Source organism: Rhodococcus sp. GB-02, from assembly GCF_053470465.1.
This window is the reverse complement of sequence record NZ_JBPUKE010000001.1, coordinates 606,937-620,562: the sequence shown is the minus strand read 5'-3', so window position 1 is coordinate 620,562 and position 13,626 is coordinate 606,937. Positions and strand designations below refer to the sequence as shown.

Here is a 13,626-nt window from a genome sequence, read left to right as displayed (position 1 = left end):
CTCAGACGAACGCGACCACACGAGCCGGGGCAGCGCTGGCACGCGCAAGCTTGATCGGAAAGAACGCCACGTGAAATCCCGATGGCGGAAGCGCCGCGAGGTTCGCCAGCTGCTGAACGATGAATACTTCACGTTCGCGTCCGGCCCGGTGTCCGTCCCAGAGAACCGAGTTGTCCCCGGTCTCACGAAACTTCTGCGCCATGACTGCAAAGCTCAAGTCCCAGCCGGCAGCGTCGGTGCCCAACACCTTTGCGCCTTGCTCGGCGAGAAACAGCGTGCCTTCGCGACTCATCCCTGGATACTGAAAGAACCCTGGATCGGCCAAGGTGAAGCTCTCTTGTCCGGTCCGAAGCAACACTGCACCGCCTTGGGGGACGGGCGCACCATTGTCCGCGAGGGCAGCCTTCAAAGCGTCCAGCGAGATCGGCTGGTTCGCCTTGCATCGGCCGCGCAGATCGAGTACCACTGCCTCGCAGAACAATTCATCCAGCGCGATGTCTGTGATCGTGCGAGCCGGCTTGCCCTCGGAGGTCGATCCGTAGTGCAACGGTGCGTCGACGTGGGTTCCCAGATGACTGTTGAACTCACTCAACATCTCCGATCCCCACCCTTCACCGTCCGGAAGATCATGAACTCCGCACTGCATTGCTGCCGCGAACTCGTCGCGCCCGGCACCTGTGGGGTGCGAGTAGGTCACGGAGGGGGCAACGACGGAGGCCAACGCCTGCAGGCCCTCGGGGAGTAGTTCCCGATCGGCTGGATCGAGAGTTCTAGTCAAATCGATGAGTTCCATGTCCGCCCATTCGCTAAGTTATTGGACGCTCAGCATAGAACCGGACGATCAACATAGGCAAGAGGTTCTTTCGAAGGGAAACGACCGTGCGATGGACGGCCTCGTAGCATGAGTGCCGGTACGCAGGTCTCGGCCCCGACGGGCACGTCGACGTCACCGCGTACCGGAATTGGCTGCACTCGAGAACGAAAGAAGGCAGGAACACCGAATGGCGTCGACACGCAAGCAGGAGATCTCCGAGGAAACCAGACGGCGACTGGTGAAGGCTGCGGCCGAACTGGCTGCGGAAGGCGGGTCGGCCGCCATGTCCGTACAAGCCGTGGCGGAAAGATCCGGCATCAGCCGAGGGTCCGTGGCCTGGCACTTCGGGTCGAAAGACGGGCTTCTACGAGCCGTCGTCGAGGACGCATTCCGGTGGGGCATGGAGAAGTTGCGCGCAGAGTTGGCATCATCCTCGGCAACTGGAATCGAAGCACTGATCGAAGCCAACTTCGTGCTGATGTCGTACCCCGAAGCGCGAATTTTCTCGACGATCCTGATCGAAGCCGTGATTCCCGGATCCACCATCCGTGAGACCTACGCAGAGCAGTACGTCGCAATGCGCACGCTGTACGCGGACTACCTGCGTTCGATCGACACCCCGGTCGCCAATCCGGAGTTGGTTGCCATCACCCTTCTAGCCGGCACTCTCGGGATCAACCTCCAACATCGCCTCGATCCCGACAACGTCGATCGACGTTCAGCGGTAACCGAACTCGAATCGATCTATGCCCGAGCGCACGAGAGTCCATAGCCGGAACGGAAGTTCAACTTCCCGAACAACTTTCGCCCGCAGCCTGGGGCGGGACAGCATCTAGCCTGGTGCGAATGAACCCGGCAACGTCACGTAGCGCCGCCCGGCTCTCCGGCAAGCCAGGCCAGACGGCAGGAAACGCGTGAACCTGGCCGTTCCAGATCTGCAGCGAGCATGCCGCCCCCGCGGCGGCGAGCCGCTGCGCCATCACCTCCGAATCAACTCTGAGCACCTCGGATTCGGCGGCGATCAGCAACGACGGCGGCATCCCGGCCAGATCGCCGTCGACGGGCGAGTTCGTCTGTCCGCCAAGCTTTCCGATCGCCATCAAGGCCGACACCGGGGCGATCACGTCACGTCGAGCGTTGGCGTGAACCGATTTGGTGCTGCAGTCGAGATCGAGGAGCGGTGAGAGTCCGACAAGGCCGGCCGGAACCTCGAGTCCGGCGGACACAGCAGCAAGCGCCGTCGCGAAAACCAGGAAACCTCCGGCCGAATCACCCACGAAGACAACCTTTTCCGGCAAAGATCCCTGTTCCAGGAGCCACCGGTACGCACCCAGGCAGTCGTCGACGGACCCGCTGATACTCGTGCTCGGCAACTGCCGATACGCGACGTGCAGGACCGGAAGGCCGGTTCGCTTGGCGATGCTGGCAACCACCGGCCGATGCGTGTTGAGCCCGCAGCACATGAACCCGCCGCCGTGCAGGTAGAGAACGACACCGTCGCGCAGATCAGCCGTCGAGCCTGCCGTGCGCACGAGTTCACCGTTGAATCCCGGAAAACGAATCGCCTCCCGATCGATCCCGGACGGAATGCGTACACCTGCGGCCGAGTCCAGAACTGCGGCGCGGCGCATGGCGCCAGGCGTCAGCGGGGCGATCCCGACTACGGGCCGAAGCATCCATCGGCACGCGTTGTAGAGGACCTGTGATTCGATACTCGGCCTGCCGTATCGAGTTCCGGTCCTACGACTGACAGTCGGCAACAGAGACATCTGTCCAGATTAGAAGCGATCAGGCACCGAAGAGGTCGACTTCGTCGAGATCGTCGACGATCGTGACCTTTCGTTTCCGCCCGCCGATGACCTTGCCCAGACCGCGCAGTCCACCGGACTGAGCTTTCGGGGCGGGTTCGATGCGCTGAGGCGCAACTCTCGTCCGCGCTGCGCGCTGAACGGGCTTGGGTGCGGGAGCTACTGCCGGTGCCGCGGGTTCGGGAACCTCTGCGGGAGCCACGGGTTCGGGAACCTCTGCTGGAACCACCGCTTCCGGCTCCACAAAACCCTGAACAACCTGGGCCTCGGAGGTCGGCACAGCGACTTCCTCCACCTGCACCGGTCCGTCGATCACCGGGATGTCCGACGCCCAGCGGACCCGATACTCGAGGCCGCGCGACGCCAGTTCACGTGCGAGATCCGCATGCCAGACCCCGTCTTCGCCGTCGCCGTATGCCCGTGCGTCGGAACTGACCCAGATGACGTCGACCTCCGGGTTGCGGTCGGCGAGATCGAGCACGGTCAGCCAGTTCAGCGTCGCCGGGTAGCCGTCACGTTTCTTCTTGTCGGTATAGGGCCGACGCAGCGAGATCGCCCTCTCGACCACCTCGAGATGCGAAACGTCAACTGGATCGACCACTTCGACACCGATCGCCACGAGGTCTTCGATCACGTCGTCGACGTAGCCGTCGGCCTTGTCGTGAGCCGCGTCGACGAACCTCGTGAGGTCGCGCCGCAGCCCCAGTCGGTCGTACATGCGCGCCTGGACGCTCAGGGCCGCGATCATCTCCGCCGATTCCTCGCGGTAGCGACTCGCAACCTCGAGTACGACCAATCGCGGCACGACGACGCGGTGTCCGAGTGCGCGAGCGTCGGCGATGGCGGTGTCGAACCGTGCACCCCTGGTCAGGGCCGAAGAATCGAGAACGATGATCATGGGCTCGATTCTCTCTCGAGAAACCGGACGAATGCGCTAATCCACCCCGAACCGTTACTTGATCTTGAAGATCACTGCCCGCTGAACGATGAAGTTGATAACCGTCGCGGTGCCCTGCGCGATGACGAAGGCCAGCGGTGTCCGCCACCAATGTTCATCGAAGACATGGACCATCACTTCGTTGAGTCCGACCTGAACCGCAAAAGTGATCGCATACAGCGCAACAACCGCGATGAAGCGGGCGCGCGAAGGCTCGGCCTTGAACGTCCACCGACGATTGATGAGATACGCCGTCGTGGTGCCCGCGACGAAGCTCAGCGATTTTGCGGCGACGCGAGGCAATCCCAACGCAAAGAGCAGCACGTACAGCCCGTAGTCCACGACCGCCGACAGCCCACCCGTCGCGACGAACCGGACGATCTGCGTTTTCAGGTCCATCGCGTCGTCGGCGATGTCCGTCGTGACAGGAATCTCGACGGGCAGCGGGACGTGGGGTTCGTGCTGGTGACTTGCAGGTGTTTCGGGCACGACGACGAGAGTAACCACTCGAGTCGGAGCCGTCGGCACTACTCCCAGGTAACCTCTACCTTGATGTCCACGACAGCAGAAGAGACGCCGAAGCCGGCTCTCCACACCCAAGCCCGCACCCTCACCGGTTGGGGACGCACCGCCGCCACCACCGCACAGGTGCTGTCCACCCCCGACGTGGAAGTGATCGCGAACGCGGTCGCCCAGGTTGCGGAACAGAACGATTCCAAGCCCTCGCATCTGCGACGCGGCGTCATCGCGCGCGGCCTCGGCCGCTCGTACGGTGACCCGGCGCAGAACGCCGGCGGGCTGGTCATCGACATGAATGCACTCGACCGCATTCATCGCATCGATCGCGACACCGCTCTGGTGGACGTCGATGCCGGCGTGAATCTGGATCAGCTGATGAAGGCTGCTCTGCCGTTCGGCCTGTGGGTCCCGGTCCTGCCGGGTACTCGCCAGGTCACGATCGGCGGCGCCATCGGCTCGGACATCCACGGCAAGAACCACCACAGCGCAGGCAGCTTCGGCAACCACGTTGTGTCATTGGATCTGCTGACGGCCGACGGCAAGGTTCGCACGCTAACCCCCAAGGGCGGGCGCAACGACCCGAAGGCCGCGCTGTTCTGGGCCACGATCGGCGGCATGGGCCTGACGGGCATCATCCTGCGCGCCACCATCAAGATGACACCGACCGAGACGGCGTACTTCATCGCCGACGGCGACGTCACCAACAGCCTCGACGAGACCATCGCGCTGCACAGCGACGGCAGCGAGGCCAACTACGAGTACTCGAGCGCCTGGTTCGACGCGATTTCCGCGCCCCCGAAGCTCGGTCGTGCGGCAGTCTCGCGCGGATCGTTGGCGAAGCTCGATCAGCTTCCGGCCAAGCTGCAGAAGAACCCGCTCGCGTTCGATGCACCGCAGCTCCTGACGTTCCCCGACGTCTTCCCGAACGGGCTGGCCAACAAGTTCAACTTCACCGCCATCGGTGAGGTCTGGTTCCGTAAGTCCGGCAAGTACCGCGGCAAGGTCCAGAATCTGACGCAGTTCTACCACCCCCTCGACATGTTCGGTGAGTGGAACCGCGCGTACGGATCCAACGGATTCCTGCAGTACCAGTTCGTGGTTCCGCCGGAGGCCGTCGACGAGTTCAAGAAGATCATCGTCGACATCCAGCGCAGCGGGCATTACTCGTTCCTCAACGTGTTCAAGCTCTTCGGCGAGGGCAACCAGGCGCCGCTGAGCTTCCCGATCCCGGGCTGGAACATCTGCGTGGACTTCCGTATCAAGCCTGGCCTGAACGAGTTCGTCACCGAACTCGACAAGCGTGTCCTCGAATTCGGTGGACGCCTCTACACGGCCAAGGATTCGCGAACGTCCGCGGAAACCTTCCACGCCATGTACCCGCGCATCGACGAGTGGATCGCGACGCGCCGCAAGTACGACCCCACAGGCGTTTTCGCCTCCGATATGTCCAGAAGGCTGGAACTGTGATCAACGCTGTAGGTAACCCGCAAACCGTTTTGCTTCTCGGTGGAACCTCCGAGATCGGCCTCGCCATCTGTGAGGAATACCTGAAGAAGGCGCCGCTCCGCGTCATTCTGGCGGCTCTTCCCGGCGACCCGGGACGCGAAGCTGCGGTCAAGCAGCTCGAAGCGAAGGGCGCCACCTCGGTGGAGCTCATCGACTTCGACGCCGTTGATTTCGAATCGCACCCGAAGGTGATCGACCAGGCGTTCTCGAACGGTGACGTCGACGTCGCCATCGTCGCTTTTGCGTTGGACGGTGACTCCGAAGAGCTGTGGCAGAACCAGCGCAAGGCTGTTCTGGTGGCAAACGTCAACTACACCGCTTCCGTCTCGGTCGGCGTTCTCCTCGGCGAGAAGATGAAGGCTCAGGGCTTCGGCAAGATCATCGCGATGTCGTCCGTAGCCGGCGAACGCGTCAAGCGTGCCAACTTCGTCTACGGCTCCACCAAGGCGGGCCTCGACGGCTTCTACCTCGGGCTCGGCGAGGCTCTCGCGGAATTCGGACCGCAGGTGACCGTCGTTCGCCCCGGCATGGTGCGCACCCAGTTCAGTGCCCACGTCAAGGAAGCCCCGCTGACGGTCAACAAGGACATCGTCGCGAAGCTCGCCGTTGCCGCCTCGGACAAGGGCAAGGAAATCGTCTGGACTCCCGGCCCCTGGCGCTTCGTCATGATGGGTCTGCGCCACGTGCCGCGCCCGATCTTCCGGAAGTTGCCGGTTTAAGCTCCTCCCGTGCCAGAAACAACAACTGCTCCGAGTACAGACCTTTCGACCCCGTCGCCGTGGCGTAATGCCGCGGCGACGGTGGTGGAAATGGCGCTCGGAGCGCTGGTCGCCGCTGTTGTAGCCGCTGTCGGGCTCTTTGCTTTCGGCCGAGTCCAGTGGCCGGCGTTCACCTCTTCCAACGTCACGCAGGCAGTCACGACGGTGCTGCAGGTGCTCTGCATCGCAGTGGTCGGTGTTGCGGTTCTGATGTTCCGTGCCCACAAGGCCGAGCGGGTCGCAAAACTCCTCTCGTGGGCCGGGCTCTCCGGCTTCGTCACCACGACGCTCGGACTTCCCCTGGCCGCGACGAGCCTGTATCTGCACGGCGTCTCGGTCGATCAGCAGTTCCGCACCGAGTACCTGACCCGGTTGACGGATTCGGCTGCGCTGCAGGACATGACGTACGTGGATCTGCCGCCGTTCTACCCGGCCGGTTGGTTCTGGGTCGGTGGACGCGTCGCGAACCTGCTGGGCATGGACGGTTGGGAAGCCTTCAAGCCCTACGCGATCGGCTCCCTGGCGGTCGTCGCCGTCGTTGCACTCGTGTTGTGGACCAAGCTGATTCGACGCGATTGGGCCGTCGTCGCAGCATTGGCCGTCACTGCCGTCGTGTTGGCGTACAACTCCCCCGAGGCATACGGCGCCGTCATCAACCTCCTGATTCCGCCGGTGATGATCCTGGCGTGGGGTGCGCTCGATCGTCCGGGTGCTTCTCGATTTGCCGGAGCCGGCGCGATTCTCGGGACGGGCCTGTTCCTCGGTTTTGCCGCAACCGTCTACACGCTGTACCTCGCCTTTGCCGCCTTCTCAGTCACTTTGATGGCCGTCGTTGCCGCAGTACTTGCCGCCCGCGCTCAGAACACGTGGAAAGCCGCACTGGGACCCCTCATTCGACTTGCAGCAATTGCAATCATCTCGGGTCTGGTCGCTCTGACCGTCTGGACGCCGTACCTGCTGAAGGCACTCTCCGGTGCCACCGCAGAGTCCGGCACAGCGTTCCACTACCTCCCCGACTCCGGCGCGGTGCTGCCCTTCCCGATGCTGAGTTTCACGCTCGTCGGCGGCCTGTGCCTGCTCGGCACGGTCTGGCTGATTTCGCGGTTCCTGTTCTCCCGCCGCGCCCGAGCACTCGGTATCGGCGTCATCGCCGTGTACCTGTGGGCACTGCTGTCCATGACGTTCACCGTTGCCGGCAGTACGCTCCTCGGTTTCCGACTGGAGCCGGTTCTGATCGGACTGCTTGCCGCCGCCGGTGTGTTCGGTTTCTTCGAGTTCGCGGGCTGGATCGTGCTGGCCACCAGCGAGAATCCCCGAGTCAAAGCGGTACTAGTTGCACTCGGCGTCATCGGAGCCATCGCTTTTGCGCAGAACATCCCGCAGGTGCTGGCGCCGGATATCGCTGTGGCATACAGCGATACCGACGGCAACGGTGAGCGCGGTGACAAGCGACCCCCGGGTGCCGAAGCCAATTACGCCGACATCGACCGGATCATCCGCGAGCAGTTGGGACGCGAACCCCATGACACGGTGGTGCTCACCGCCGACATCGGCTTCCTGAGTTTCTACCCGTACTTCGGTTTCCAAGGGCTGACGTCGCACTACGCAAACCCCCTCGCCGATTTCCGTGCGCGCGCCGCGCTGATCGAGCAGTGGTCGGAACTGAAGACCGCTGACGAACTGATAGCTGCGCTGGACTCGGCGCCGTGGCGCAGCCCCGACGCCTTCGTCTTCCGCCAGGGCGCCGACGGGTACACACTGCGGTTGGCCGAGGACGTCTATCCCAACGACCCGAACGTCCGCCGCTACACGGTCACGTTCCCCAAGGAACTGTTCGACGATCCTCGTTTCACCGTCACAGAGCAGGGTCCGTTTGTGGTCGTTACCCGCTCTGACGCGAAGTAACCAGGAGATACGTCACAAAAGGCTTACCGTCGGGGTCGTTGACGCGACCCCGACGCACCCCTAACTTCATACCGTGACCCGAACCGATGCCCGAGCGGCAATGATCGATGCGGCCGAGCGTCTGGTTGCCGAACGTGGCCTGGCCGCTCTGACGCTTCGTGACGTTCAGACCGAAGCCGGGCAGGCCAACAAGTCGGCCGCGCAGTATCACTTCGGTTCACGTGAGGGTTTGCTGGCGGCAGTTGTCGAGTCCAGAATGCGCCCTGCCGCTGAGCGTCGGCGTGAGTTTCTCGACATGATCGATCTCGATCCGAATCCGCCGACGATGCGTGTCCTCGTCGAGGCTCTTGTCCTGCCGTTGGCAGAACAGACCATCTACCGCGAGGGCACGTTGTACGCACGGTTCCTGGTGCAGTCGATCTTCGACCCGGCCATGTCGTCGACCATCCGCGATCACATGCAGGCCGAGAGCTTCCGCGAAGTTCAGCGGCGGATCATCGCCGCTTCGCCATTGCCGACAGACATCGCCGAACTTCGAGCGGGAACTCTGACCGTGCTCACCGTCGTCACGTTTGCCACGTGGGAGGGTCGCGTCGACAGCCGAGATCGGGCTCACGTGATCGCTGCCGACCTGATCGAAAGTTGCCTCGGAGCACTCTCGGCACCGGCTGCGCAAATCTGACACGCCACCCGGCGAGTTTGTTTCCGAAACTGCCGGGGTACTCAGCCCCTCCAAGCGCAGTCGAGCAAACGGCCGCATCAACCACCGGCGGGGTAGGTGATGACAGTGAGCGAACTTGTTGCGCAAAGCCGCGAGCTAGTACCGCATCGTGCAGTTCTCGATTCCGCAGAGCATGTTCTGGTCATTGCACGCGGCAAACCGTTCGGGCGCGAGCAGGCCTTTCACGAAGTGCTGAGCGTCGCGATTCGCAACCGCATCGAAGTCCTCACTCTGGCAAGGGCTCTCATCGACGTTTCCGAGTCTCGCGACTACCGCACGATCCCGACCGACACCGCGCACACCGTTGCGGTGCTCGAATGGGGTGAGCTACTCGAGATCCCGACCGAACACCACGAGAAGTCCAAGGCCGAATCGGCTGGGGACATCGATGAATCGAGCGAACCCGACGATCCGATCGAGCCTGAGTACCTGGTCGAGACCGACATGGGCGGACGCGTCGTCTTTGTCGCCCTCGCGTTCACGGTCGGCGGGATAGTCGGATTCTTCGCGCACGACTGGGCACTTCTGCTTCTGATCACCGCCGTGTACCTCGTGTGGATCGCGGCGCGACTGGTCGCGAAACTCGTCAGTGTTTCCCGCAGTGCCCATTGGGCAGACGCTTCGCCTATTCGCGGCACCGAAGCGACCACACGCAACGCGGAAAACCCCCACCGTCACGCTGTTGCAGCGTGACGGTGGGGGGCACCCGCTTCCGCTAAAGCCTCTGCGGTACACCGTAAGTGACGACAGTATCGCCATTCGAAGTAACGGCCTTCGCGTACGGCCTGATAGTCACCGGACCGATTGCTCCCTGTACGTATCCGTGAACTCCGGAAAGTCGAACGGCCGCTTCGGGACCGTCGAATTCCTGATCCTCGAGCAGCGCGACGTCGGTGATACCACCCGGCGCCAGATCGACATCGAGTTCCTGGGACGGAATGATGTCACCGCCGATGGCGAACCCGTTCGAAATATCCAGTCCCAGTTCGAAGTCCGGAACCAAGCCGATACCGAGGTTGGTTCCACTCTCGACAGCCCAGTCGAGACCGGGACTGTTGAGAACGACCGTGGCGCCGGTCAACGCGATCGGGTAACCGATCTGATAGCCGATCGTCAGCTTCGTTCCGGTGAAACTTGCTGCATCCGGCCCGTCTATCTTCACGCCGGCAACCCCGTCGTGAAAGAACTCGACACTCAGCGGTGAGCTGTCGAGCGGTGGAAAGACATGGATAGCGGTGTCCGCTTGAAAGACTTCTATCCGATTTCCTTTGACGTCGGTTATCGAACTGGTGTTGTCGACGCCCGCCGACGCCGTCCCACCCCCCAAGACAACGGCTAACAAGGCCACTGCCCCCACTGCGCTACTACGAACTGCTGTCTTCGACATGCACAAGCACCATCCCATCCGGTATAGGCCCCGGACGTAGGTTCCAACTCTTCGTCGAGGATGGGATTCGTCGGGGCTGCCTGAACAAACGCGAGCAAGATCCTTGTTGCGATACCCCGGTCACGAACCTGTCAAACGGTGCAAGAAGCATTACTTTCCGGACAAGTCGGGTGGACCGGTTTGTCCCGATGACTGCACCCGCTCGCGGACGCGAACCGTTTTGTTCGTTACTCTGACAGTGGAAGTTATCGAATCGAGACCTAAAGAGGCCACCCCGAACTTCTGAGATCGCCACTTCAGGGATGGGCGCCAGAACCGAAAGGCACCGACTGCATGACCGAGACCTTGCCCGACGTCCAACTGCTCGAAGAAGCACGTCCGGGGCGAGTCCGTTCACTAGTCAGGCGCTCGGTCGTCCAGCGCGGGCGTCTGGTCGATCTCGCGATCATGGCGACGTTCACCGTCGCGGCGATCTACGTGATGTCGAACCTGTGGAGCGATCTGCAGTCCGGCTATCTGTTCAATGCGGGCCGCGACCAGGCGATGTGGGAATGGTTCTTCGCCGATACCGCCCATGCCCTCGCCCAGTTCCGCAGCCCGCTGTTCAGTGACCTGCAGAATTACCCGCTCGGCGTGAACCTGATGGCCAATACCGCGATGTTCGGCATCAGCATTCCGCTGGCCCCGATCACGCTTATCTTCGGACCGACGGCCACGTATGCAATCGGGCTGACCGCCGGGCTCGGCGGCACCGCCATCGCTTGGTACTGGGCCTTCTCGAGGCACGTACTGACCGGCGTTTCGGTCCGCTCCAAGGTTGCCGCCGCCGTCGGCGCGGGGTTCTGCGGATTTGCCCCGGCCATGATCTCGCACGCCAACGGCCATCCGAACTTCGTCGCGTTCTTCGTCCTTCCGTTCATCTTCTTGCAGGTAGTGCGCATCTCGAACGGCAAGCGCCCAGTTCGCGATGGAATCGTTCTCGGCCTCCTCGTCGCGTGGCAGATCTTCCTCGGCGAAGAGCCGCTCCTCATCTTCACGATGTCGGCCATGGTGTTCGGCGCCGCATACGCCCTGCCCGACCTGGCCAAGTCACGCCAGGCGATCAAGCGCGCGATGCCCGGTCTCGTGATCGGCGGCGCAGTCACACTCCTGATCACCGCCGTGCCGCTGTGGTCGCAGTTCTTCGGCCCAGCGAGCTACGACGGCGTCTCACACGGTCAGGCCGGCAACGACACCGCTGCCCTCACCACGTTCCCGACCGAATCGGTTGCGGGCGACCCCGAGGGCGCCGAGTTCCGGATGAACCCCACCGAGGAGAACGCGTACTTCGGCTGGCCGCTGGTGATCCTGCTCCTCGGTGCCACGGTATGGTTGTGGCGCATCCGCCTGACCCGCGCTGCCGCTGCCGTGATCGTGGTCATGGGTGTGCTCTCGCTCGGTTCCGAACTGATCATCGACGGCGACAGGACCGGCATCACGCTGCCGTGGAAACTTCTCGCCGACCTACCGTTGTTCGAATCGGTGCTCGAATCCCGATTCGCCATGGGCGCGATTCCCGCGATCGGACTGCTGCTCACCCTCGGCACCTACCGCGCTTTTGTCGAACTTCGTGGACCGCGCCGCACTGCTGCCGGTGTCTGGCTGGTGACACTCGCCGTCGCGATGATTCCTCTCATCCCGACGCCCATCGACGCCGATCAACGATCTGCGACGCCCGAATTCATCACCAGCGGCTCGTGGGAGAACTACGTCAGCGACGGCACCCTGGTGACGGTCCCCGTCGCGAGCGCGGAAGACGCCCGCGCACTGAGCTGGCAGGTCGACGCCGACTTCGGCTTCCCCATCGCCGGCGGGTACTTCGTCGGCCCGGATTCGAAGACCCGCGCCGGAATCTACGGCGCCGAGTCCCGGCCCACCTCGACCCTGCTGGTCAATGCCAAACAAACCGGCAAGGTCCCGTTGATCGACGTGGGCACCAGAGCCAACGCACTGACCGACCTGCGGTACTGGCACGCCGACGTACTGGTGCTTCCCCGATTCTCCGGCGACGACGCCCTGCGCCACACGGTCGACGAACTGGTCGGCTTCGATGCCAAGCGCGCCGACGACGTGTGGGTATGGGACGTACGAGACCTCGTGAGCGGCAAGACCTCCAACCAGAGTTGAACGGGTTGATCAGCGGGTCATGATCACCGGACCGTCTTCGGTGATCGCGACCGTGTGCTCACTGTGCGCAGCCCTGGCACCCGAAACGGTGCGAAGGGTCCACCCGTCGGCGTCGTGCCGGTAGTCGTCGGTTCCGTCGGCGATGAGCATCGGTTCGATGGCGATGACCAGGCCGGGCCGTAACCGGAAGCCTTTGCCTGCTCGACCTTCGTTGGGCACATCCGGCCCTTCGTGCATCTCGCGGCCGATGCCGTGCCCACCGTGATCGGCGAGCATGCCGTACCCGCGGCCGCGCGCGTACTGTCCGATCGCGGCACCGATGTCGCCCAATCTGTTTCCGGGCTGGGCGGCGGCAATGCCACGGGCAAGTGCCTGATCGGTCGCGTCGATCAGTGCCTGATCCTCACTACTTCCCTGTCCGACGGTGAAGCTGATGGCGGAGTCGCCGCACCAGCCGTCGAGTCTCGCACCGCAGTCGATACTGACCAGGTCACCGTCACGGAGTCGGTACCCATTCGGGATACCGTGCACCACAGCATCGTTCACGCTTATGCAGGCGACACCGGGAAAGGGTATCGGTGCCGTCGCCGGCCGGTAATTCAAGAACAGCGCCGAGGCGCCGGCAGCCGAAATGACCTCCGCGGCAACGGCGTCCAATTCGAGCAACGTCACTCCGGCGCTCGCCGCCTCACGCGCCGCAGTCAGAGCCTGCGCCGTGATTCTCCCCGCCGCCGCCATCGCCTCGATTTCGCCTGCGGTCTTGATTTCGACCATCTCGAACACCTTCCTTGTCGAATAACTATACCGGTATTACTATAAGCGCATGGTGCGCGTGCCGCTGACGGCGGAAGAACTCGAACGAGGACTACGACTGGGTGAACTCCTGCGGTCTGCGCGGGGGGACCGAAGCATGGTTCAAGTAGCGCTCGACGCCGGGATCTCCGTCGAAACTCTGCGCAAGATCGAAACCGGACGCATCGCGACACCCGCCTTCTTCACCATCAGCGCGGTCGCGGAAGTGTTGGGTATTTCACTCGACACCATCGCCCGAACACTTGAAACACCACAATCCGAACAGGAAGTTGCATCCTGAGTAGTTCTCTCA

The 13,626-nt window shown here is 63.0% G+C and carries 14 protein-coding genes; 8 read left to right on the top strand and 6 right to left on the bottom strand.

Going from position 1 to position 13,626, the window contains the following annotated elements; genetic code table 11:
• Position 1 precedes the first annotated feature (1 nt).
• Positions 2-793, bottom strand: a complete 792-nt coding sequence (locus ACSW29_RS02935) for a cyclase family protein (protein ID WP_347871076.1) — start codon at positions 791-793, stop codon at positions 2-4.
• A gap of 208 nt (positions 794-1,001) precedes the next feature.
• Here ACSW29_RS02935 and ACSW29_RS02930 point away from each other — a divergent pair, with 208 nt between their 5' ends.
• The gene (locus tag ACSW29_RS02930; RefSeq protein ID WP_347871077.1) at positions 1,002-1,586 is read left to right on the top strand and encodes a TetR/AcrR family transcriptional regulator; all 585 of its coding nucleotides are present in this window, start codon (positions 1,002-1,004) and stop codon (positions 1,584-1,586) included.
• A 13-nt stretch (positions 1,587-1,599) separates the two neighbouring features.
• Here the strand turns inward: ACSW29_RS02930 and ACSW29_RS02925 are convergent, their stop codons facing one another.
• Genes ACSW29_RS02925 through ACSW29_RS02915 form a run of 3 tightly spaced genes read right to left on the bottom strand, consistent with a single transcriptional unit; the run spans position 1,600 to position 4,048 of the window.
• Positions 1,600-2,583: an alpha/beta hydrolase gene (locus ACSW29_RS02925; protein WP_347871078.1), complete on the bottom strand. Its 984-nt coding sequence runs from the start codon at positions 2,581-2,583 to the stop codon at positions 1,600-1,602.
• Positions 2,584-2,602: 19 nt separating this feature from the next.
• Entirely contained in the window at positions 2,603-3,520 is a 918-nt protein-coding gene (locus ACSW29_RS02920) for a PIN domain-containing protein (RefSeq protein ID WP_347875758.1), read from the bottom strand.
• A 54-nt stretch (positions 3,521-3,574) separates the two neighbouring features.
• A complete protein-coding gene (locus tag ACSW29_RS02915; RefSeq protein ID WP_302622415.1) occupies positions 3,575-4,048 on the bottom strand; it encodes a GtrA family protein in 474 nt (157 codons plus the stop codon).
• Positions 4,049-4,111: 63 nt separating this feature from the next.
• On the opposite strand from ACSW29_RS02915, the gene ACSW29_RS02910 reads away from it, so the two are divergent.
• From ACSW29_RS02910 to ACSW29_RS02890, 5 genes are all read left to right on the top strand, one after another.
• Entirely contained in the window at positions 4,112-5,545 is a 1,434-nt protein-coding gene (locus tag ACSW29_RS02910) for an FAD-binding oxidoreductase (RefSeq protein ID WP_230817627.1), read from the top strand.
• Positions 5,542-6,303: a decaprenylphospho-beta-D-erythro-pentofuranosid-2-ulose 2-reductase gene (locus ACSW29_RS02905; RefSeq protein WP_019746424.1), complete on the top strand. Its 762-nt coding sequence runs from the start codon at positions 5,542-5,544 to the stop codon at positions 6,301-6,303. Before ACSW29_RS02910 ends, ACSW29_RS02905 begins: the two co-directional genes overlap by 4 nt.
• A 90-nt stretch (positions 6,304-6,393) precedes the next feature.
• Positions 6,394-8,247 (top strand): galactan 5-O-arabinofuranosyltransferase, encoded by a 1,854-nt coding sequence (locus tag ACSW29_RS02900; RefSeq protein ID WP_448277396.1) that lies wholly within the window; start codon positions 6,394-6,396, stop codon positions 8,245-8,247.
• 73 nt (positions 8,248-8,320) lie between these two features.
• Positions 8,321-8,929: a TetR/AcrR family transcriptional regulator gene (locus ACSW29_RS02895; protein ID WP_230817628.1), complete on the top strand. Its 609-nt coding sequence runs from the start codon at positions 8,321-8,323 to the stop codon at positions 8,927-8,929.
• Positions 8,930-9,028: 99 nt separating this feature from the next.
• Positions 9,029-9,661 (top strand): hypothetical protein, encoded by a 633-nt coding sequence (locus ACSW29_RS02890; RefSeq protein WP_230817630.1) that lies wholly within the window; start codon positions 9,029-9,031, stop codon positions 9,659-9,661.
• 22 nt (positions 9,662-9,683) lie between these two features.
• Here ACSW29_RS02890 and ACSW29_RS02885 read toward each other — a convergent pair whose 3' ends face one another.
• On the bottom strand, positions 9,684-10,355 hold the full coding sequence (locus ACSW29_RS02885; protein ID WP_317826651.1) for an MspA family porin: 672 nt from the start codon (positions 10,353-10,355) through the stop codon (positions 9,684-9,686).
• A gap of 333 nt (positions 10,356-10,688) precedes the next feature.
• Here ACSW29_RS02885 and ACSW29_RS02880 point away from each other — a divergent pair, with 333 nt between their 5' ends.
• On the top strand, positions 10,689-12,521 hold the full coding sequence (locus tag ACSW29_RS02880; RefSeq protein WP_448276395.1) for a glycosyl transferase: 1,833 nt from the start codon (positions 10,689-10,691) through the stop codon (positions 12,519-12,521).
• A gap of 9 nt (positions 12,522-12,530) precedes the next feature.
• On the opposite strand, the gene map is transcribed toward ACSW29_RS02880, so the two are convergent.
• Complete coding sequence (gene map, locus ACSW29_RS02875) at positions 12,531-13,295, bottom strand: type I methionyl aminopeptidase (protein ID WP_347875754.1); 765 nt, start codon at positions 13,293-13,295, stop codon at positions 12,531-12,533.
• Between the two features lie 49 nt (positions 13,296-13,344).
• Between map and ACSW29_RS02870 the strand changes: the two genes are divergently transcribed.
• A complete protein-coding gene (locus tag ACSW29_RS02870) occupies positions 13,345-13,614 on the top strand; it encodes a helix-turn-helix domain-containing protein (protein WP_003943854.1) in 270 nt (89 codons plus the stop codon).
• Positions 13,615-13,626: the final 12 nt, after the last annotated feature.

What these genes read in the sequence shown, in the direction of transcription:
- ACSW29_RS02935 (WP_347871076.1), bottom strand. Translation starts at nt 793, where the DNA reads ATGGAACTCATCGATTTGACTAGAACTCTCGATCCAGCCGATCGGGAA.
- ACSW29_RS02930 (WP_347871077.1), top strand. Translation starts at nt 1,002, where the DNA reads ATGGCGTCGACACGCAAGCAGGAGATCTCCGAGGAAACCAGACGGCGA.
- ACSW29_RS02925 (WP_347871078.1), bottom strand. Translation starts at nt 2,583, where the DNA reads ATGTCTCTGTTGCCGACTGTCAGTCGTAGGACCGGAACTCGATACGGC.
- ACSW29_RS02920 (WP_347875758.1), bottom strand. Translation starts at nt 3,520, where the DNA reads ATGATCATCGTTCTCGATTCTTCGGCCCTGACCAGGGGTGCACGGTTC.
- ACSW29_RS02910 (WP_230817627.1), top strand. Translation starts at nt 4,112, where the DNA reads ATGTCCACGACAGCAGAAGAGACGCCGAAGCCGGCTCTCCACACCCAA.
- ACSW29_RS02900 (WP_448277396.1), top strand. Translation starts at nt 6,394, where the DNA reads ATGGCGCTCGGAGCGCTGGTCGCCGCTGTTGTAGCCGCTGTCGGGCTC.
- ACSW29_RS02890 (WP_230817630.1), top strand. Translation starts at nt 9,029, where the DNA reads ATGACAGTGAGCGAACTTGTTGCGCAAAGCCGCGAGCTAGTACCGCAT.
- ACSW29_RS02885 (WP_317826651.1), bottom strand. Translation starts at nt 10,355, where the DNA reads ATGTCGAAGACAGCAGTTCGTAGTAGCGCAGTGGGGGCAGTGGCCTTG.
- ACSW29_RS02880 (WP_448276395.1), top strand. Translation starts at nt 10,689, where the DNA reads ATGACCGAGACCTTGCCCGACGTCCAACTGCTCGAAGAAGCACGTCCG.
- map (WP_347875754.1), bottom strand. Translation starts at nt 13,295, where the DNA reads ATGGTCGAAATCAAGACCGCAGGCGAAATCGAGGCGATGGCGGCGGCG.
- ACSW29_RS02870 (WP_003943854.1), top strand. Translation starts at nt 13,345, where the DNA reads ATGGTGCGCGTGCCGCTGACGGCGGAAGAACTCGAACGAGGACTACGA.